This is a genomic window from Sphingobium sp. B7D2B, from assembly GCF_025961895.1.
GTDB lineage: Bacteria > Pseudomonadota > Alphaproteobacteria > Sphingomonadales > Sphingomonadaceae > Sphingobium.
Genome location: NZ_JAOQOM010000001.1, coordinates 290,853 through 311,950, shown reverse-complemented (window position 1 = coordinate 311,950; position 21,098 = coordinate 290,853). Strand labels below are relative to the sequence as shown.

Sequence of the window (21,098 nt, the reverse complement as noted above, 5' to 3'; positions counted from 1 at the left end):
TGCTGGGGCCTCGCCCGCGACCCAAGCCATCAGGCAGCCATGGCCGTATCAGCCACGCCCGATGCCAGACGAGCTTCTGTCGTCCTATGTCCGGCGCCTGGCAACCGGCATGGGCCTCAAGCCCATCAGCTTTCTCAATGCTGTCTTTGGATCGACGAAGAATCTGCTCAGCCAAGATCTGGACAATTTCGCGCCCGAGCATTTTATCGATCGGATCGCTTTTGGGGTTTCCCGTTCTCCCGAAGAGATTTCGGCCTGCACCCTGAGAGCCTATGCGGGGCTGTTGATCCCTTCCCACAACAAGGCGGGACGCAATCCTTGGCTTCTGCCGACTACGATCGACAACAATCTGCGCCACCGCGCCGGGCTACAATTTTGCCCTACGTGCCTTATCACCGACACTACACCATATTTCAGGCGTCGATGGCGATTGGCTTTCGTGACCTCATGCACTGAGCATGGAACAATGCTTCGCGATCGCTGCCCGCATTGCTCCTCACCGGTGCATCCGCATGTTGCTCTCTCCGCGCGACATTGCTTCAAATGCGGGAAGAGCATTTGCGAACAAACGACCGGCCACACAGAACATGCTCATCGCGAATGGCAGCGTCTGCTGGAATTTTCGCTGATGCGAGGATGGACGCCATTGGGCGACGATGATCTGCCTTCTACCAGCGCATTTGCAATCATTCGTCAGATTGCGACGCTTCTGGTGAACGGCAAACGCGCGGGTGCTTTTCGTGCCGTCATCGCGCGCGACTGGGGCGGAGATCCAGCACCATACCCAAAATCAACGAGCCGGCAGCCGTTCGAGTATCTTGAAATATCCGATCGGCACCGCTTGTTCGACATGATCGAGCACGTCATGCGCGGTTGGCCATTTCGCTTCGTTCACTCATGCCTTGAAGCTGGCATATGCCGTTCTCATGCGATCAAGGATATGCCGAACCCACCGTTCGCCTATGAAAAGGTGGTGAGAACATTTCTGGACGCAGCCCCTTATCGGTCTTCAGAGGAAGAGGTCGCTGCGGCAGCCGACTGGCTAAGACGCACAAGAGGCAAGGCGACCTATCGCGATCTGCGCTCGATCTGCGGCGAAAGCCGCGCCGCCATCTACCGACATATGGACTATGAGCGAAAACAGAAACAACCCTCCCGATGGCGGATCGAGGCGATGGCATCCTTACAACTTTAACGCCGACCTGATTTTACGACGCAACATGGCGGCATAGATGTCGGAATTCGTCCAAACCTGAGGCGCGCGGTTAACTGCAAAAATTTCAATGCCTGGTGGGACCTTCAGGTGCCTTGATCGCCATCGGCCTTCGACGCTGCGACAAAGTTTGCGGGCTTCGGCCGCAAGGGCCCGATCGCTCTTCTCCGGATTTCGAGACACCAGGATTCCCAGCGTGCGTTCATCCCCCGCTGGCGAACCCATATCGATGATTATGGCACGCCGTGCTCCCACCGACACGCACGCGACCAAGGGCTCCTTGTTGAAGTTCAAGCCCCCATGCAGATGCTGACGAGCGGCGATGCCATCAATTGGTAGTGCGTCGAGAGACCAGCCCTCGTCTCTACAGGCACGGAACAGCGCCTTCCACGTTCGATCCAAGGCCTCTTTCTGCTCTCGCTGTGGCTCGTGAAGTGAGTTCGTTTCCCCGCGCCTGATCCGAGCAAAGCCTACGGCTGGATCTGCACCCGCTTGCCGGCTGCCTGTGGAAAACGGCCCCGCATCGCGGGGATCCTCGCCAATGGTGCCTATGTGGCCCCGTGCGTTGTTCCCGTGAGCGACCCAGCTAAACTTAAACTGTTTCCGGTTGGAAACGCCGGTTTCACTTGATCCAATTTCTGCCGGACGGCGCGAAATTGAGCCTGCTCGGCCCGTCGTCAAGACGATCACCCTCGCATTGGCTCGCCTGACACGCCCTTCCCGTGGGGGCAGATACTCGTCTTCGGATGTCTCTGCCCCCGGATAATGAACTTCGACCTTGTCGAAGGTCACAGGCAACTCGATGGAAAGCAAACGCGTGACAATGAAACGACGATGACCACCGATCCGCTCGATCCATCGCCCTTCGAGTTCCATTTGCACAGGCGTTCGCCACGGCCAGTCTATATTGATTGGCACCGGATGGCCGGCCACCCATTCACGTTGCGAGCTTAGCTGCTGGAAAACAGAATCATGCAACCACCGCACGGCTGGGTCGACCGCTATCGCCGCCGCAATCAATGCCTGCACCTCAGGCACCTTCCTTCGAAGCCACAGAACAGCCGTTCCATCATCGCGGAAATACGACCGAGCTCGATCGATCAGCCCACGGTCGACTGAGACAATCGGGCTTCTGATACCATCGAACAGCTCGAGGAGGATATCACTTCCTACGCCGAAAAGGGCGCGTAACAGCTCAATTTGAGGCAGGAGAAGCAGCTCTGGATCGGCCGCGCCTGCTTTCGCGTCAGATTTCCCTGAGGATGCTATCCGCTTCAACAAGAAGCCGTTGGTCCCCCCTATGACCTCGCTCGGGAAGGGACGTAAACCGACAGGCGGAGGGAACTCGCCGACGCCCAGATCCTCGCCACGAAAAAACACAAATCCAGCTCGCACAATTTGGGATGGAGCGAAGCCACGGGACTCTCCTCGCTCCCAACGAGATCCGACCTGAAGCAGATCAAGTTGTCCGCAGCCTATCCAAACAACCTTCGTATCTTCCTGTGGGTCAAAATCAGGCGACTCGATGTACCGGGCAACAACAACTGCCACCTCTGCTTCCTGCGCATTCCCAAAGGGCCTGCGCACACCTCCGACACCAACAATCTCGAGTGTATCCTGCGAACTGGCGAAAGCCTCGATCATATAGGAACGGGAAGTCATGCCTCCTCATGCCCAGCCATAGTTCCATTCTGGTAAATGGGTCACATCTACAGATAGGCGTGGAAGGATCGCCTGCAAGTGAAGATACATGTTGTTGTGCTGACATTCTAAGTTAGTTGCGTGATTAGCTTCACGATCATCACCATTCACCGAATCAATATATAATTGATATTATGTTTCCATACTCAATACATAATCATATGAATTTGCAGTCATGATCTTCTCACGATGAGTTTCAGGATGAGAAATTCCTATCCTGAAACTCATCGTTCCAAAATGGGATATATGCTTTATATTGACTCAAAATGTTTATTTTGTTCTCTTTATGTTCCGATTCGATAGCGAAAGGAACAAGGATGAACCAGATCATTGGCGGAGCCACGCCGAGCAAGCCGCAAGCGCTGCCCACTCAACAACTTCATCTCCGAGACATCCCACTTCACTGGTTCACGCCATCGGAGGAACTCGAAGTGCAAGGCTGGCCGGACTTCGGCCCGAGTCTACTGGCGGACTGGACCAGCAGTGCTGTGCCGGCGCCATTGATGCCCAACGATTGTTGCCTCGTACTGACCTTTCCCCGCGTGGTTCACCCAATTGAAGCCAATGAGGGCTGGACCTACACGCTCCATGAGACGGGCGGTATGTGGCAAGAGCGAAAACGCATTATCGCGAAGAAGCTCGAGACTGGCGAGCGTGGGGCGAAAATCATCCACGCCATCGCCAGAGCCATGGCGCACAGCAATTGCGCATCGGATTTCGCGTCCTTCGATCAATTGATCGAATACCGAAAACTGCTCGATCGGGTCGGCCTGGACTGCAACCACCACATTCAGGGCCTGGCAGAAGGCTTCTATCCGATCGATCTGGTCGAAGAGGCGCTGCTAATCCTCGAGGTCATCGACCCACCGACAGAAGCGCTCGCCTATGCTGATAGCGAGCAGCTTTGCCTCGCGATCATGTCCCCCAATTGCTCTGATCTGTGAGCCCCATAACTCGGCAGCCATCCCGCTCCGATCACATGGGTCGCATGACAAGGGGGGCAAAGCCGCAACAGGATCGGCCCTTATTCTCGATTGACATATAACTATATAGATCATAAGTAATGCTCATATCGAGCATAAGAGGTTGCAATGAGTGAGTCGGAGTTTCTGGAAAGCTATGATCCGAGCGACTACGAGCGCCCGTCGGTTACGGTCGATCTCGTACTGCTGACGGTTGTCGAAGGGCAGCTGGCGGTTCTCCTCCAGCAGCGCCGGGAACATCCGTTCAAGGATTGCTGGGCCTTGCCGGGCGGCTTCGTCGGCATAGACGAAGATCTTGATGAGGCTGCAAGCCGGGTCCGGTCGGCGAAGGCCCACCTGGATATGGGCTATCTCGAACAGCTCTATACCTTCGGCAGCCTCAACCGCGATCCGCGCACCCGCGTTATCTCGGTCGCCTACATTTCGTTGATGCCGATGCTGTATTTCTCGCCGGCCTTGAAGCATGCCGACGGCCTGGTTCTCGCCGAACTCAATGTTCCCTGGGAAGGCGAAACCGGCGGACCGGTCATGGCCTGCAGCGAAGATGGCACAGAGCTGCCTCTTGCGTTCGATCATGCTGAAATCCTTGGCCAAGCGGTGAAACGCCTGCGCGGAAAGCTCGACTATACGCCGATCGGCTTTGCGCTGCTCGATGAGCTGTTCACTCTGCGAGAGCTTCAGGGCGTTCATGAAGCGGTCCTCGGCACGCGCTTTCACAAGCCGGCTTTCCGCCGGCGCATCCTGGACAAGGGCTGGATCGAAGGAACGGGCGAACGCGAGACCGGCGCCTCGTTCCGACCGGCTGAACTCTACAAACTCAAGAATTGAAGGAGGAGAAGACCATGGCTGTCATCAGCAAATTCCCCGTCGTAGCGCGCCTCCGGGCCGACGCGAGCCACCACATCATACGCTACAAGAATGGTCAGCTCCGCCAGAGCGGCCGCGGTCTCGTCTTCTGGTTCCGCCCGGACGTCGCGAGCATTGCTGAGCTGCCCATGGACGACCGTGAGATGACGTTGTTCGTGAAGGGCCGGAGCGCCGACTTCCAGGACGTGAACGTCCAGGGCGCGCTGGGCTGGCGCGTGGCCGAGCCGGAGAAGCTGGCCGAGCGCATCGACTTCACGATCGATCTGCTGAACGGCCAGCATGTCCGCCAGCCCGTTGAGCGGATCGAGGCACGCCTCACTGGCCTCGTGAACCAGGCCGCGCTCGACTATCTGGCCGCGGCACCTGTCCGCGAACTGCTGGACGCGGGCATCGAGCCTTTGCGCCAGCGTCTCGAAAAGACGCTGGCGGCCGAACCCGCGCTGGCGGATCTGGGTCTGGCAATTGTCTCTGTGCGCCTCAACAATCTGGCGCCGAGCAGCGAGCTCGAACGGGCTCTGCAAACCCCAACTTTCGAAGCGCTGCAGCAGAAGGCGGACGAGGCGATGTTCGAGCGCCGTGCCCTCGCCGTCGATAAGGAACGTGCCATTGCCGAGAACGAACTCGCCAACAAGGTCGAGCTTGCCAAGCGCGAAAAGCAGCTGATCTCGGAAGAAGCCGAGAATGCGCGCAACCGTGCGACCGGCCTTGCCGAAGCGGAGAAGGTCGAGGCGGAAGCCGAAGCCAATCGCATTCGGACTGTCGAGAGCGCCAAGGCGGAAGCCGAGCAAGCGCATATCGCGGTCTATCGCGATTTGCCCGCCGGCGTGCTGATGGGGCTGGCGGCGCGAGAGCTGGCCGGGAAGCTCGACACCATCGAGCATCTCAATATCACACCCGATATCCTGGCTGCGGTGATGCGAGAGTTCGCAGCGAAACCTGTCGCTGCAATCGAAGCGAAGTAAGGAGCAAGGCATGGCGACGCTGGCACCACGCGTGGTCTTCGTCACACGGGAAACCGAACTCGAGCTGCTGCTCGCTCGCCATGCTACGCTCGAACAGGCGCGCTTCTACCTCAAGACACGGGGGCAGGATCTCGCCGAACTGGAGGCACGGCACGCGTCTTTCGGCAATGTGATTGCCGCAGCGAGAAGCGCGGTGCCGACGGACTGGCGCCAGACTCTCGTTCGCCGGGCCGATCTCGATCGATTCACGTTCGCCGCAGAAGATATCGTCGTTGCGGTGGGCCAGGATGGGCTCATCCCCAATGTCGCCAAATATCTCTCAGGCCAGCCGGTTGTCGGGATCAACCCGGCGCCCGATCGTTATGACGGCGTGTTAGTGCGTCATCAGGTCAAGCAGCTTCCTGGCCTTCTTGAGCAGGTCGTGAAGCGGGACGTCTCGATCGAAGCCCGAACAATGGTCGAGGGCGTGTTGGACACCGGAGAAAAGCTCTGCGCGCTCAATGAGCTATTTGTGGGCCATCGCAGTCACCAATCGGCCCGCTACTTTATTACGAACGGCGAGGCCGAAGAGGAGCAGAGCTCTAGCGGAATCATCGTTGCGACAGGCACTGGTGCGACCGGTTGGGCCCGGTCGATCATGGAAGCGATCAACCACCCGATAAAAATTAGGCCAGATGAACGTGCGCTCGCCTTTTTCGTGCGCGAGCCCTTTCCAAGCGTCTCAACGGGCACCAGCATGCGGTGGGGGACGCTAGCTGACAGAGCCCTCCAGATCACATCCCATATGAATGATGGCGGCGTGATCTTCGCTGATGGCATTGAACAGGATTTTCTCACGTTCGATTGGGGAAAATCGCTCTCCGTTCGTCCTTCCACAACACCGCTGAATTTCGTGGTTTAGGTGCAATGGGAATGTTCGATTATGTCCGCTGTGAGGTGCAGCTACCGGACGGCTTTGTCGGAGAATTCCAGACCAAGGATTTCGACAGTTTGAGGGCGCCATCCTAATCCGGGCCGATGGACGCTTGATGATAGAAGATCACGATTGGGAAGAGCTGCCGTTGGAGGAGAGGCCCATTTCCAAATTTCCGATGCTGGGCTCATTCAAAGCCATTAACCGCTGGCGCGATCTGGAATTTCACGGCGACTTTCAGTTCTACGGAGGTGAAAGGGGCGATTGGCATGAATATCTTGCGCGCTCCACGCATGGGCAGCTCGACACGATCGTCGTCATTCCGGAGAATTCTATGCTCAGGCCAGTTTCTGGGAGGGTATGAAGAGACTTTTGAGCGATGCCACTCGGGCCGCAAGTGCGTATGCAGATCGGATGATGGACGCGCCCGCACATAGCTTCGGCCAAAAGCCGGATGGCCTCATCGCTAAGCTGCCGCAGGATCGTCGCCAAGAGGCCAAAGCAAGAGTGTTAGCTCTAGCGGACAGCGATTTTCTCGCGCGATTTGATATGCGATGCGGCAAGATCGCAGCCGGGCAGTTCTAGGAGAACAGTGCAGGGATTGCTGAAGGACGCTGTGACTACCCTGCAACCGCGTCAGGATGAGGGGAACTCCACGTAAGTGACATAAAAGCTCCGGAGCATACGATGCTCCTGCATTCGCTCTCCCAATGAGAAACCGTTCATCTTGCGAGGCGTCGGTTGGAAGATATCCAACCCGCGATCCAAAACCATCTTCCAGCCCGTGTCCGTGGTAATGTCGCGTGCATGAAGTGTTCCGGAACCATCAAAGGCCCAGGTGAAATCTACGCCCGTACCCGTGCAGGCCTCGGCAATTCCGTCCAGGCATTCTCGCTGCTCCTGAATGTTCCCATCGTCCGGAGCCGTGACGAGATGCACCGCCACCTGATCTTCGGGCTGCTTGCGCCGGATCAGCATCTCAACCAGTTCCATCACATTGCGAGCCTGATGGAACTTCCGGATGTAGGGATCGGTGACGATGATCCGTGCCGCTCCATCAGTCCAAGGGCCGAAAATCTTGTCGAAACTGATACCCTTGCGGTTTTCAGTGAACACGACATGTCCCGGCTGCGGAACAACGGCATGGTCAACGTCACACGCAGCAGAAGCGGCAGGCGTTGATGCCTGCGGTGCTGGAATTGGCGCGGTCTCGGATTGACGCACATCTTCATCTACATCGCCGGTGGAGCGGCGATGATAGAACTGAGGAAACTCCTCTTCCTCAAGGGTCGTAACAGCACGCTTCGATCCGTCCGGCGCCACATAGTGGAAATCAGCCGCCTCGAAGGTGCTGTCGATCCGCAACAGCTGGTCTTTCACCCGTTTGCGGCATTCAATTGCAAACCGCAGCAACTCTTCGACTTCGGCTTCGGTCTCGTCGCCATTCGGGAAGATCAGTTTGAGCAGGCCCGACATGGTCTTGTTGATTGCTGCGCGGTCCCGGATATGGGTCTGGACCGGAACGGTAAAGAAGCGATCCGGCCGATGCGAGAAGTCCTCAGCCCGCAAGTGGCGCAGGATCTCGGCGAGGTAGTCGACGATGAACCCGTAGCCGGATGTGAACATCTGACCGCGGATGATATCGATCTCCCATCCAGGTAGATAGGCATGCAATCGATCGATGAAGGCGCTGTCGTGGAACTGCGGCGGCAGGGCTTCGAACAAGTCGGTATTCTTCAGCATCCACGGGACATTATGGTCGGTGTTGCCGACGAAGGCGAAGCTGGCTTCGGCTCCCATCGGGTTCACCCCGCGCGAGAACTGCCTGTTCGCCATGTAATTCTTCATAATGTCGACAAGCGCCTTGTTGGCCGTTTTCTCGCGTCCAGCGAATTCGTCAAAGGCGACGACATCCCAATAACCAACCAGACCAATTCGCCCGTTGGAGTTGTTCACGAAGAGCTTGGGAACCGTGACTTCGCCGCCCGAGATCAGCTGGCCATGGGGTGAGAATTCGGAATAGATATGCGACTTGCCCGTACCTTTCGGCCCAAGCTCGATGAGGTTGTAGTTTCGTTCGACAAACGGAATCAGACGCAACAGCTGCAAAAGCTTTGACCTGCGCCCGAACATGGACGGATCAAAGCCGATGCTCTGCATCAGCAGGTCGATCCACTCCTCGGTGGTGAATTTGCCGCGCGTTTCGCGATAACCAGCATAATCGACGCGGGCGATCTGGATCGGTTTCAGCGTGTCGATGATCCAGGGGGAAATCCGGCTGTCTTCCGAGAACTCATATTGCACATCGGCGATGCACCAGATGCCCGTCACCAGCAGCTTTGGATGCGCCTTGACCGTGGCGCTGTCGATCGCGACTCGCTTGATCCCGAGATTCTCGAAAACCGCCTCATAGGCATCAGTCTTTTCGTTCAGCGCCACGCTGACCTGATCGATGACCTTGTAACGGCCGCGCTCCTTGATCGTCGACTGGACTAGGCCCGCTTCCGAACGATGGACGTAATGCTTGCGCAGGATGTCCTTGACCGTCTCGATACCTGTCGCGATCGAGGCTTCGTCGTCGGTCGCGCAATATTGGCCCAGCAGATATTCGAGCACATAGGTGGGAACGATGGCGTTCCCCTTCACGGCCTTCACCAGGTCCTTGCGGACCACGAATCCGGCAAAATGCTCGTTAATCTTGTCATCAAGAATCGACATCGGCACCTCAGAAATCGAAATCTGTGCTGATCCCGCGTTTCAGCAGCAAGGGCTGGGAGGCGTGATCTTCAAAACGGCTGGTCTTGCCGATGCGCGTGCGCAACTTCAGGAAGACAGTCTGATTGTTATGGGCGTCCGCCGCCCGGGATAGCAGGAAATTGCGTGAAAGCTCCCGCTCGCGCGGGTTCTCGAACACAAAATCGAAATCCAACTCAACTTCGTCCGAGATGAGGGTGCCATCCCCGGCAAAGATCGCCGCATGGACCTGCCGGGGTTGCTGCTTATCGGTTACCGGCTCCGCTTGATAAAATGTCATCTGGATCTGCCCTGTAGTGATCTGGGCACGGGCCGGCGGGATGATTTGCACCGACACCTGCCCGACATCTTCCTTACGCTGCTTGCCAACGCGCAGGACCGGCAGGACGATTTCCTGCAAGCTTGCTCCGCCATGGACAAAGCGGCTACCTGAACCTTTCACGCGTAGTCGGTTGATGGAATTGGGAATCAGGATGTCCTGATCTCCGCCCAAGCCAAGCTCGGCGGCCGTAAATTTCTTCATGCCGCCCGTGCTGCTGAGGCCACGTCCGATCACGAAGCGACGATTGCGTGTCACCACCTCGCCTTCCGGTTCGCTGAGAGCAAAGCCGCTTTCTTCCAAAGCTCTGTGCTGCCACAGAAACCCATGATCTGCGGTGATCAGAATGTTCGAGAAGTTGGCCGAGGTTAGCTTGCGGACCAGCTTCACCAGATCCTCAATGGCCGCCTCCGCCGCCGCTGGCACATTTTCTTCGGTGGCAAGTTTGTCGCCAATCGCATCAATCTGGTTGTGGTACAGGTAAAGGACATCGTGATCCCGGAAGAGATCCCTGCCCTCGGACGATCCCAGATTCATAAAGTCCTTTGCCGCCAGTGCCTTTACCCGGTCCCCTGCCCTACCTGCCGCCAACGCCTTTTCGCGGGCGGCCGCGCCCATGGTGCTTTCGCCGTCCAGCATCACCAGATCATTGTCATCGCGGATCGCCAGTTGTCGGTGCGGCAAGAGCGCGGCCATGCCGAGCTGGGTATAGCTCGGCAAGACGCCAACCATCGGTGTCAGTTCAGCATCGAACCGGTTGAGCTTGCGAATCTCGCGCAGCGCCTCTTCGGCCACCTCATAGCGCAGAGCGTCCGAGATGATGACGACGACCTTCTGATCTTTGCGCCGGTACTCAGCGGCCTGTTCCTGATAGAAATCGACCTGACGCGGAATGCCCGAAATCGACCAGTCGGTCAGGCGCGCGACCTGATCCTGCCAGGCGTCGTTCAGCTTCAGCACGAAATTGGTAGTGTAGCGGTTCTCGACCGCCTCATAGAGTGCGGAGAGCAACCCAGACTGCCCGCTTTTCTGCAGATGATAGATGAACTTGCGGTATAGCTGATCCAGCCGAAACCAGCTTGCGGAATAGCGCGTCACGCCATCGGACAGGCTGGTCATGACGAGGTCGGCCTCGGCCAGAGCCTGCTGGAATTCTGTCGCATAGCCGATAGCCTGATAGACGTCAGCATATCGGTCATACCAATGACTCTGACGGCGAACGCGCACCCATTTGAGCACATCTGTGGCCGCCAGGCTCTGCTGAGCCAGCCCCTCGACGATGGCGATGACGATCCGCCGGTCCACTTCCTCGAAATGGTCATGCTGGATCAGGCCTCTAAAATCGCGTGACGCCAGATCATCCCTGATCTTGAGCACGTTCTGATAGTCGCCCGAGAGCTTCTCGAATACCTCGCCCCATCGGCGCGAGGCGCTCCAACGGCGGAACATCAGAGCGGCATCAGTATTGAGGGTTGCCGCCTCCCCCATCGCCCGTGCCCAGGCGCTTGAAAACAGCGTGATGGCGAAATCCTGAAAATCCGGATCGGCAACCGCATAGCCATAGCGTGCCGAAACTTCCCTCCAGAAAAACGCGGAGAGCCCAACCCGATCCAGCATTCGTATCCCATCGTCGCGGTCTTCGGCGAGCTCAGCTAACAACGCTTCGATCACCGTATCGAGATCGCCATCCGCACCGGCGCAGACCGCCAACATCTTGCGGCGGACATCGTTGGCGCTCTGCGATGGGCGCTCGCGCTCAACAGCGCGCAGCGATTCCAAGCGCTTACTCGAGCGGTAGAATTCGGGGTGGTCGCGCACGGCGGCTTCATATTTCGCTGGGATGCCCAGATCGGCCACCCAGATCGCTGCCTGATCGGCGCGAAACACCGCCGCGGCCAATTGCACATCCAGAAGCCAGTTTTCAACCATCGGCGGTTCGGGACCATCCTTGTACAGCAGGAACCGCGCCGCCGGTTCCTGCCGCAGCAAGCGATATTTCAGCCCGAACTCGTTATTGGCGATCTCCACCTTGGTCACGCCAGGCAGTTCCACAGCATCGTACGCCTCGCGCAGATCGCGAGCCGCGTCGTACCAGAAGACGATGCGGTGCCCTTGGTCGTCATAGAGTCGCATCAGCCCGGCGGTGATGCGGTCAGTCATCCGTAGCCTCCAACCCTTTGATCGGCTTCAGCGCGCCTGCGAACAGCGGATAGTTGCGCTTTACGCCGTCATCCAAATCGATGGCGATCTTCTGCTGCGCCATGGGATAGACAACATCGCGCTCCCATTCGGTCAGCTCGGCGATCTGCTTGATGACCGTGGCAGTTTCCTTCTGCGCCTTTGTTTGCTGGGCGGGTGTAGCCGTAGGATCGAGAGCCAGCTTCTCCAGCCGCGCACGCTCAACCTCCAGCTTATGGATGAACTCGCGCACATATTGGTTCAGCACCACCGAGACCGTATCCGGCCGATAGCGGTGCATATAGATCAATGCGTTGAAGCTGCCTTTGGGGCTTGAGAACATCCAGTAGATCGGTCGTTTCTTGTAGCGGCGGACGTGATAGTCGAAGAAATCCTTCGTGAACCACTTGCGCAGATCCTTGCCGAGGGCAGCTTCCACAAAAGCGAGGTTCTCGCGGAACTTTGCCTCGCCAAAGGTGACTCGCAGGAAATCGCGTGCGCGGGTGACGATGTCATCAGCAAACCAGTCGGTGTCCAGCACCGGAATGACGTTATCCCGGTCGGGAGCAAAGCTGGGTTCCGACACGCGGGCCAGATAGTCCTCGATCCCCTCGCCCTGATTGGCGAGGATCAGCCCGGGCGCGTCGAGGCTGTAGCGCCCGAACATGCAGCCCACGGCATAGTGGAGGAATTCGGCCACCGTATCCTCGCGCAAACGCGTCTCGCGGTCCTCTTCGGAGCCCTTCACACCATAGCGATAGGCCGGGTTGCAGGTGAGGGTGATCTCCTCAATCGGCACGTCGGGGGTCAGTTCGTCCGCCAAGCCATAGGCGTCGATGAAGATACGGTTATTCTCTTCCTCCAGCGCTTGCATCCCGTCCGTCATGCCCTGCCAATGGGCGCGGAGGTTGACGTAGGAGTCCTCCATCGTACCGGCGCGGTGGTCGGGCAAGAGCAGTGGGAGCGATGTGAAATCCCAAGAGGTTTCGTAGGCATCCCAGTCGGATTTAGCGAGAAAGATCACCTCTGCAGCAAACTGCTCATCTGCATCCGAGGGGCGGGCAGCCTTGGGAAATGGCAGATTACGGAAATCACCAGGATTAAAGTGAAGGGTTGGATTGAGCGCATGCACGAAGTCACGCATTGCGACCGAGTTCAGGGCTCGAAAAGCAAAAAGCCGCTCTTGTTCACTCTCGAAAAATGCCGTTGGCGCAACGTTGTTAAAAGATGAGTTATCATCTGATGTCCGGAAGACTGTATGGCTCGAAGATACATCCGACCAAGTGATGCCGGCCCGGAAGAAAAAATCAACGCCATCACGACGATGTCCTTTTGCTTCGGCCATGGCGGCAAGATCGGCCTCCCCGTACGCGAGAAGGAATTCCTTATTGCCGTACCACTTTCTAGAGTCTCCGCCTTTGAGGTGAGGGACGAAGCGCCTCCGATCCGCATTGATGAAGGACACGCTGGCTGAAGCGACCTCCCAAAAAAGACGCAGGAAGCGACTATTATCGCCCGTGGTGAGACCTTTCTTCGCTACAGAAACATCACCAAGAAATTTGGTGTCAGCAAATCCCGCAAGATGGGCCTCCGATAGCCAGAAACAAAATGGCTCACCAGGAACGTTCTCAAGCGCTGAGGCTTTTAAGCGATGTCGCCATGAGGCGGTGCCGTTATTAATAGCCTCTAAGAGTTTCTTAGGCTGTAATTCTGCGCCATAGAATTCGCTTAAATCAAAAAAATCGGCTCTTCGTTCAGGATGCCTTCCGTTCGTTAGGACAAACGCACATATCGGCACATAAGCAGAGTCAAAAAATGCGTGGTATTCCGGCCGGACAAGTGAAGACATCGTCTGATTTGTCAGCAGAAAATCCCTAAGTTTCTCGAACGTTGATATGAACATCCAAACGAATGGCGTCATCAGGCCGATGCAGGCATCGCGTCGCGCGAGCTTCTGGATACGGACCATAAAGGCCGAGAACAAATCAGCTTTGTATTCTTCGTAGTTTTTGCGGAGGAATGAGGAGGTGCTTTCATGCATTCCCTTCCCGCCCATATACGGCGGATTGGCCACGACAACGTGATACTTCGGCGCCAGCAGTTCGGCCATGCGCAGCACAGCTACGACCCGCTCCCGCACTTCGTGCAGCATCAGATCAGACCCGAAATCCCGCGCATCGACCACCCGCAGCGCCTCGGCCGGGTCGCGCAGCTTCGGCACGATCAGCGAACCGAAGTTCTTGGCCTGCTCGAACTGCCCGAGCGTCTCGCGCAGTTCGTCGGTGAAAAGATCCTTGCCCACTACTGCGGATACGTCCTGCATCTCGGCAGGTGTGAAACAGACATTTTGCAGCACCACGATGTCGGGCTTTGCCTCCATTCGCAGAAACCGCCGCCGCCCCAGCTTTGCCGCCGCCTTCATCGACAGCGCAAAGGCCGCCAAGGCGCCGGCACGATCGTCAATTTCGATACCGGTCAGGTTATGCTGCAGGATCAGGCCGGGGATTTCGTCCGCGTCATGACCTTCCTCTGCATAAATTTCATACAGCAGATCAAACGCATAAGTTAGCATATGGCCCGACCCGCAGGCGGGATCACAGATGCGAATCTCCTCTGCCCGTTGAATGCGTAGAAAATCCGTCTCGGGCTCTTCCGGCGCGATGTAGTAGTCCATCTTCGCAGCCAGGCCAGATTGCGGGCGGTTTAAGAGCCACAGCCGCCCCAGCGAGTTTTCAACCAGATAGCGGACGATCCAATGCGGCGTGAACAGCTGCGTCGCCGCCGGGATATTCTCCGCCGTGATCTTCTGGTTCTTCTTCAAGCCCGCAAAAACCTGGTCCTTCTTTTCCGAGATATAGAACTGGTAGAGCCAGCCGATGATCTCGACATCCTGGCAGGCCTCGTCAGTCATCACCTCGCGCAGGCGGGCAAGTATGCTGTCCGGAGACAGGAGATCGTCGGGTATAAGAAGTTCGGTATAATCCTCCGCCCGGTCGAGCATATCGGCGCGCTCGAACATATAAGGCATCGCGTGATGCCATTCGTTGCAGGCATGGATCAGCAGCAACCGATAGGCCTCCGCCTGCCCGTCATGGGCCGGGCGGGTGCCGTTCAGATATTCGGCGATCTCGGGTCGGGCGCGATCCGGAAGATTGCCGGCCATCGCCTCGGCCAGTATCTCGGGCCGGGTGGCGCCATCGGCAGGCGATACGACGCGCGAATTTGTCAGGCCCGTCACATCCATGAAGCGCAGCGCGGTAAAGCGATTGAACCATGTGTAAGCGGCCTGCTCGATCACCTGACCACGGTTGCCGCTTGCGGCGGCTTCTAGCCTTGCAATGGCCGCGGGATGTTCGCGGCGCGCGGCGGCGCCTTCGGCCAGCACCATGTCCAGTCGGGCGGTGACCTGAGCGATCAGCAGGTTGCGTGCGCTTTGCGCAAATTTCTTCAGGGCGTTGGTATCCATCAGACAATCACTTTCTTGCCCGCGCCGATCTCGGCCAGCAGGGTCTTTTTCATCTCATCAAGGTACCGGGTCACATCGTCTTCATCTTCAAGATAGGTTTTCGCGAAGGGGACGGTGATCGACTGCGCCTTGACATATTGGGGCCTTGCCGGTGCAGGCGGCACAGGTGGTGCCGGCGGGACTGCGGCGCCGCCCCCGGCAGGTTGTGGCTGGGGCGTGGGAGCCGGCGCGGGTGTTGGCGTCAGTTCAGCGATCCGGGTGAGCGTATCTGCCAGAAGGTTTGATCGGACCTCCGTTGCCCGATGGCGCAAGGCCGGGATCAGGGTTTGCGGAGCAAGGCCGGCTTTCTGCGCGGCAAGCTCGTCACGGATACGCGTCTGCTGCTCTGGGGGCAGTGCACGGAACTCCGAGGTCAGGGCGATCTTCTCCGCCACCTCGTCGATCGCCGCGATGACCGCGTTGCGCTCGGCCAGAACCGTTTGTTCGATGCGCTCCTTCACGGCGTAGAAATCCGCCTTCAGTTCTTGAATCGCCGAGCCCTTGAAGCACTGCGGATCGCCAAGAACTTGGCGCAGCATTTCGGCGGCAGAATCTTCGGCAAACGTCAAGTTCTGGTCCTGCACGGTCAGGAAGGAGCGCACCTCATCATAGATGCCCTTCTGCGGCCCGGACATAAAGCGGCGGACCTTGTCGAGGATGTCCTCCTTCGCATCTAGCAGCTGATCTTCCTGGCCGACCGGGCCGGTAATGAACCAGGTGGCCGGCTGATCGCGCATAGTGTCGAGCTGGGTCCGCAGGGGATCTAGAGCCGCAATGAAGGGGTAGCCCGTCAATTGCCTGGCAAGACCCTCCAGTTCGCCGGTCAGCTTGCGCAACTGGGCCTGCCACTCCGTCCCCAGACTGCGGGCGTCATTGCCCGAGGCAGGCAGATCGAACAGCGCCTGAAACAGCTCGCGCGATTTACGGATCTGGGCGGCAGTGAATTCGATCTGCGGCGAAAGGAGAATGTTGCCAAGCGCATGGCTATTGCGCAGCCCCTGAATCAGGGCGTCGCCTTCCAGCACAGTGCTGTCCGCGCGGGCCTCTAGCTTGCCGCGTGCGACAAGGCTCGCGGTCAGGCACAGGACCGCGATGGTGGGCCAGCCATAAGGCTTGGCCCCGAACTTCTCGACCAAAGCCTTGGCCGAGACCCGAGTACCGAGACGCATCTGTGCCTGAGCATGGTTCAGTACGTCCTGTTCGGCTTCGGTCAGTCCGCTCCCTTCGCCACCAAACAGCCCGCCATCGACGCGGCCTGCGCGGCCAAGCTCGGCTTCCGTGTAGGTCGCGCCGCGCAGGACCGGCAAGCTCGTGTAGACCTTGTCCACCAGAACCTGGAAGCCTCTGATCAGTCGCTCTTGCGGATCCTCCCCGCCAATTTCCAGCTCAGTGCCTCGCACGAAGAGCCGCGCGTCAGCGATCAGGCTGCGCAGCCGCTGGACCAGTTCCTTTTCACGGCGCGTGTTCTGATCGCGTTTTTCCGCGATGATACGATCGCGACCAGGCTGGACCTCACCGCTCGTCACTTGCCGGGCAAATTTTACCGTCTGGAGCCAAAGGACCAGATCGCGCGTAAAGCGCACATCCCGCCCCAACAGGACGACCATCTCATCGCTGGCCATGCTGTTCGAACGCACAACATCCGGTTCATCGGAATCGTCGCTGAAGGGCGAGATGATATTCACCGAAAGCTCTTGCTCCCGGTTCAGGTTGTGCCCGTCCAGCTTGCGGGTGAAAGCATAGTCGACACTTGTGCCGGCATGCTTGATCTTGCCGTGACGCAGGATCGCACCGAAGGCCAATTCGTCGAGCTGACGCTCGATTTCGGCGGGATCGACCGCAATCGCCTTGATCTCAGCTTCGACATCCTTCTCCTCATTGGTGAGGAATTCGTAGATCTCGCCATTGCGCTGGATCAGCGTCTGACGCTCGAGAAGCGATAGAGCTTCTTCGATATTGCGCCGCTGCTCGGTCTGATCCGCCTCGAACCGGGACAGTAGGAGGATGGCGATATTGCGAGCGGTTGGTTTGAACTCCTTCACGTATTTGACAAGAAAAAGGACCTTCAGCACTCGCACCGCGAAATCGTCGCCGAGGTTCTTTTCGGCCAGCTGGATCGATTGCTGGACGGATGATTTGAGCGCGGTCCGGATTCCCTCAAACATCAGATCGAAGGTCGCTAGCCCGCCGACCGGCGTATCCGCCAGCTTCTTGGCCACCTCCTGAAACACCCCAAGCATTGAGCGCTCGCCGACCGAGCTGTGCTTGCCCTCGAACGCATTATGCTGGGAGAGCCCCATGATCGCGCGTTGGAACAGATCATACTGATAATTTGGGAATGGATAGCTTGCGACGAACTGTTCTTTTCCGGAAAAATTCCTGAACTTGAAGGAATTGTCGCCGAAATCGAACAGAGTGCGCAGATTGTTTTCCTCGGCATCGTAAAGATTGCCAAGGGTGATCTGGCCAGCCTCGGTCTTGGCCAGGAGGCGGCGTTGAATGACTTCCGCGACGTCTTGGGAGTTCAGCGGCATCCGGTTGGCAAAGCGTGCCTGGATCTTCGAGAAATCATTCTCTTGCTGTGCCGTCAGATCGCCGATGACCGAGCCCATATCCTGCTGGGCCGTGACCACTATCCAGGCTTGGCCCTTGCACTTCGTATTCAGGCTTTCGGCAATGGTCTGCAGGTTCGTCATCAGTTTGACGTTGTCAGCGATATATTGCCCTACCTCATCGACAAAAAAGTTCAGCCGGAACTTCGGCCCCTGCGCATCGATCCACGATTTCACATTGTTGGCAAAATCCTCGATCGAGATCTTAGTATCCTTGCGATACTGGCCAAGAACATCCTTGACCTCGTCGCCCGTGACCTCCGCGAAGGCTGCGGCAATATGCCTGCCCTCCATCAGCGCCTGCTCACGCCCTCGCTCCCAGGCCTTGCCGGACGACTGCATGAAGGCCGCCGTGTAGGCCTCGAGTTTGCCGCGACTATCCAGATCACGCTCGAACTGCGCGATGTGCGGAAGCTTGCCATAATAGCCGCACATCTCGTCAAAGACTTTCTGGAAGACGGCCAGAAGGGCGTCGACATCGGTCTTCGCGATCACATCCGCTTTCTGATCGATATTGAACAATACCGACCGGGACGGGATCGACACCGCTTTGCGGAAGGCGCCTGCCAGCATCGGGTTGCCGGCCAGCTTGCGCTCGAAGATTTCAAAAGCGCGCTGCCCTTCAACCTCGTCGTTTTCTAGCAGAAGAGCGAGCATCTTCAGAAGGTGAGATTTACCCGAACCAAAGAAGCCGGAAATCCACACCCCGTTCGCGGTTTCATAGTTGTTATAAGCGTCGAGGAATTGCTCGAGCCGGGCGCCGATCTCGTTGGTGATGACATACTCATCGAGCTCGGTCAGAAGGCTGGCCTTGTCATCAGCCTTAATCACCCCATCGATCGAGCGGTCGACCGGCTTGGCGAAGATATCACGTAGCACAGTAGCCATCGATCAGACCTCGTAATTCATGATATTGAAGGCGCGGTAGTATTTGTCGTCATGCAGCAAGCCGAACAATTCCAGCGAGGCGCCGGTCGCCAATGCATGGGTATATTTCCCTGGAAAAAACATGACCGTAGGACGATCTTTCGCAGTGCTCTGCAGGTTGTTGAGCACGTTGTGCGATCTCAGATATGGGTAGACCTCGCCTATGCCTGAAAGGAAGATCACATCGTGCGGGGTTTCTTCCATGCACCGCGCAATCGCCGGAATGAGATGGCTCTGCGGGTCGAGCACCCCTTGTAGCAGCTCCTTGAGCTCGGCCTTGTCCGTCTCGGCCTCGACCTCAAGGATTTGCGCAAAGATCCCTCGGTCCTCGAGGATTTTGATCGAAAGGTCATAGAGGTCGATATCAAGGACGCGCACACCGGCATGCCCCAGCCGGGCGATCAGATCTTCGCGATCCTTACCCAGGCTTAGGCCATCTTCGGCATCGAAAGCGCAGATGAAGAAGGGAACCTCGTTGCCCAACCCTTGCTTGTGCAAGAATCTTTCGCTGGAGATTACCCTGAACAGATGCTCGGCACGAAAGCGCCGATCAGGTCTCGTACCCACACTTATCCCCCATTCCCGGGAAAGATCCGCAAATCCGCCGGATTACTCTCCTCGATCAGCCGCTTCATGTGTCCTGACAGCCAGATCGGCTGGATTCTGCCTTCCGCGCTCCTCAATCCCGCTTCACGCAAGATCCGGAACAGGACCTGGCGCAATTTGGCGACCGTTGATGAGGAGAGTGCAGCGAGGCTCGGATCACATTCCGCTTTATCCGCGAGAAAGCGATCAAACACCTCATGGCCGAGATCAAGCCGCCAGGATTGGTAGCGCTCGTTGATCACCTCGACCGCGAATTCGCGAACGAAGCGATAGGTCCGACAGATCGCCACCCACATCACGGCCTGCTGCCCGGCGCGATCCGCCTCCGCCGACAGGTAATGGCGTTCAGCGTCGGAGAGATGGCCTATACGGTCGTACACCTCGCGCAGCGCGCGGGTTTGCGAGGCCAATTTGGGCAAGGAAGATGCGCTTTGCGCGAGCAAGCGCTCGCGAGCGCAAGCCCAGGCTTCACCGGGCTGGTAGGCCTGGGCGATCGCCAGGCTCTCATTGAGCATCAACCCGCCCACACTGAACGACATCCGGTATTTTGGATGCTTTACGCTATCGCCAGAATTCACAGCGCGAACTCCGCCTTCTCGAGCGCCGCGACGGTATCGGCTCTGTTGACGACGACGATATGTTGACTGCGAGCGGGTAGCTGGGCGGCGTCGCCCAAGAGCCCGAGGCGCTTGAGCACATAGAACAGCATCGCGTAGCGAACGATCAGCACGGCCGACCCGTCCGCCATCCCATAGTCTTTGGCGACCACCGCCTTCTGGCTCTCGGTGAGGTCAGGGTGCGGACCTACCTCAATGGCAAAGCGCTCCTGCCACAGGGCATCCTGATCGGCCGAAGCACCAGCGTCTCCAAGCTCGCCTACATGGAGGATACGTGGCAGCAGAAAGTCTTTGAACTTGTCGGTGATGTGGCAGTAGCCACGCACATGCCAGCGAAAGCCATCATAGCCGAAGGCATGCGGCGTAATGCGGCGCCAGATCGGATCGGGCCGATCCTTGCTCATCGACTGATAGTGGATATCGACTGATCGCACGTCTCGCACTGCGCCCAATATGGTGCGCAGCACCTCGGCATTAATGTCGCGGCGGGGTGTCAGCGCGATATCAGTATCGGGTACTTGAGTGATCCAGGACTCGCCCAGTTCGATCAGTCCCTCCGCGACTGACCGCAGGCGTGACAAATAGCCGTAAGGGTCAGGCTTCAGGAAAATCGGCTCGAAATCCGGGCCTGCCACATAGCGACGGGCACTCTTGTCATAGAGCGCATTGTGCGGAGCGCGCTCCTGATAGAGCGTCAAATCCTTCGATGCCTGTGGCACGGACACATCAAACGTATCGATGATGTCCGATCGGTTGACGCCGCCTTCCCAGAATAGCCGGAACTCGATGAATTCGAGGCGGCGTTCGACGCCCCATTTCAACGCTGGCCCCTCGCTGGTCATCTGGTTTGGTTCCTTTACGTCGCGAGGGTATAAAAACTATATGGACATATCTGCAATGCCCGTATAGTTTTTATCCATGCGGTGGAGTCGCGTCAAGCG

14 protein-coding genes are annotated in these 21,098 nt (G+C 57.8%); 6 read left to right on the top strand and 8 right to left on the bottom strand.

Features of this window, described 5'->3' with window-relative positions:
• The first annotated feature begins 28 nt into the window (after positions 1-28).
• The gene (locus M2341_RS01415; RefSeq protein ID WP_264585961.1) at positions 29-1,195 is read left to right on the top strand and encodes a TniQ family protein; all 1,167 of its coding nucleotides are present in this window, start codon (positions 29-31) and stop codon (positions 1,193-1,195) included.
• Here the strand turns inward: M2341_RS01415 and M2341_RS01410 are convergent.
• The gene (locus M2341_RS01410; RefSeq protein ID WP_264583955.1) at positions 1,184-2,875 is read right to left on the bottom strand and encodes a hypothetical protein; all 1,692 of its coding nucleotides are present in this window, start codon (positions 2,873-2,875) and stop codon (positions 1,184-1,186) included. The two genes, M2341_RS01415 and M2341_RS01410, sit on opposite strands and share 12 nt — an antisense overlap.
• A gap of 356 nt (positions 2,876-3,231) precedes the next feature.
• Between M2341_RS01410 and M2341_RS01405 the strand changes: the two genes are divergently transcribed.
• From M2341_RS01405 to M2341_RS01385, 5 genes are all read left to right on the top strand, one after another.
• Positions 3,232-3,858 carry a hypothetical protein gene (locus M2341_RS01405; protein WP_264583954.1) on the top strand — a complete coding sequence of 209 codons (627 nt, stop codon included), beginning with the start codon at positions 3,232-3,234 and terminating at the stop codon, positions 3,856-3,858.
• 147 nt (positions 3,859-4,005) lie between these two features.
• The gene (locus M2341_RS01400) at positions 4,006-4,725 is read left to right on the top strand and encodes an NUDIX hydrolase (RefSeq protein WP_264583953.1); all 720 of its coding nucleotides are present in this window, start codon (positions 4,006-4,008) and stop codon (positions 4,723-4,725) included.
• A gap of 14 nt (positions 4,726-4,739) precedes the next feature.
• Positions 4,740-5,726, top strand: a complete 987-nt coding sequence (locus M2341_RS01395) for an SPFH domain-containing protein (RefSeq protein ID WP_264583952.1) — start codon at positions 4,740-4,742, stop codon at positions 5,724-5,726.
• Between the two features lie 10 nt (positions 5,727-5,736).
• Positions 5,737-6,627: a hypothetical protein gene (locus M2341_RS01390; protein WP_264583951.1), complete on the top strand. Its 891-nt coding sequence runs from the start codon at positions 5,737-5,739 to the stop codon at positions 6,625-6,627.
• 124 nt (positions 6,628-6,751) lie between these two features.
• Entirely contained in the window at positions 6,752-7,003 is a 252-nt protein-coding gene (locus tag M2341_RS01385; protein ID WP_264583950.1) for a hypothetical protein, read from the top strand.
• 272 nt (positions 7,004-7,275) lie between these two features.
• Here the strand turns inward: M2341_RS01385 and brxL are convergent, their stop codons facing one another.
• Genes brxL through M2341_RS01350 form a run of 7 tightly spaced genes read right to left on the bottom strand, consistent with a single transcriptional unit; the run spans position 7,276 to position 20,999 of the window.
• Positions 7,276-9,357 (bottom strand): BREX system Lon protease-like protein BrxL, encoded by a 2,082-nt coding sequence (gene brxL / locus M2341_RS01380; RefSeq protein WP_264583949.1) that lies wholly within the window; start codon positions 9,355-9,357, stop codon positions 7,276-7,278.
• A 7-nt stretch (positions 9,358-9,364) separates the two neighbouring features.
• Positions 9,365-11,872, bottom strand: a complete 2,508-nt coding sequence (gene pglZ / locus M2341_RS01375) for a BREX-1 system phosphatase PglZ type A (protein ID WP_264583948.1) — start codon at positions 11,870-11,872, stop codon at positions 9,365-9,367.
• Positions 11,865-15,356: a BREX-1 system adenine-specific DNA-methyltransferase PglX gene (gene pglX / locus M2341_RS01370; protein WP_264583947.1), complete on the bottom strand. Its 3,492-nt coding sequence runs from the start codon at positions 15,354-15,356 to the stop codon at positions 11,865-11,867. The genes pglZ and pglX overlap by 8 nt, the downstream gene beginning before the upstream one ends.
• Positions 15,356-18,895 carry a BREX system P-loop protein BrxC gene (gene brxC, locus M2341_RS01365; protein ID WP_264583946.1) on the bottom strand — a complete coding sequence of 1,180 codons (3,540 nt, stop codon included), beginning with the start codon at positions 18,893-18,895 and terminating at the stop codon, positions 15,356-15,358. Before brxC ends, pglX begins: the two co-directional genes overlap by 1 nt.
• Before the next feature lie 3 nt (positions 18,896-18,898).
• The gene (locus tag M2341_RS01360; RefSeq protein WP_264583945.1) at positions 18,899-19,501 is read right to left on the bottom strand and encodes a DUF1788 domain-containing protein; all 603 of its coding nucleotides are present in this window, start codon (positions 19,499-19,501) and stop codon (positions 18,899-18,901) included.
• 2 nt (positions 19,502-19,503) lie between these two features.
• Positions 19,504-20,079, bottom strand: a complete 576-nt coding sequence (locus M2341_RS01355) for a DUF1819 family protein (RefSeq protein ID WP_264583944.1) — start codon at positions 20,077-20,079, stop codon at positions 19,504-19,506.
• 35 nt (positions 20,080-20,114) lie between these two features.
• Positions 20,115-20,999, bottom strand: coding sequence for a WYL domain-containing protein (locus M2341_RS01350; RefSeq protein WP_264583943.1), 885 nt, complete (start codon positions 20,997-20,999; stop codon positions 20,115-20,117).
• Positions 21,000-21,098 lie beyond the last annotated feature (99 nt).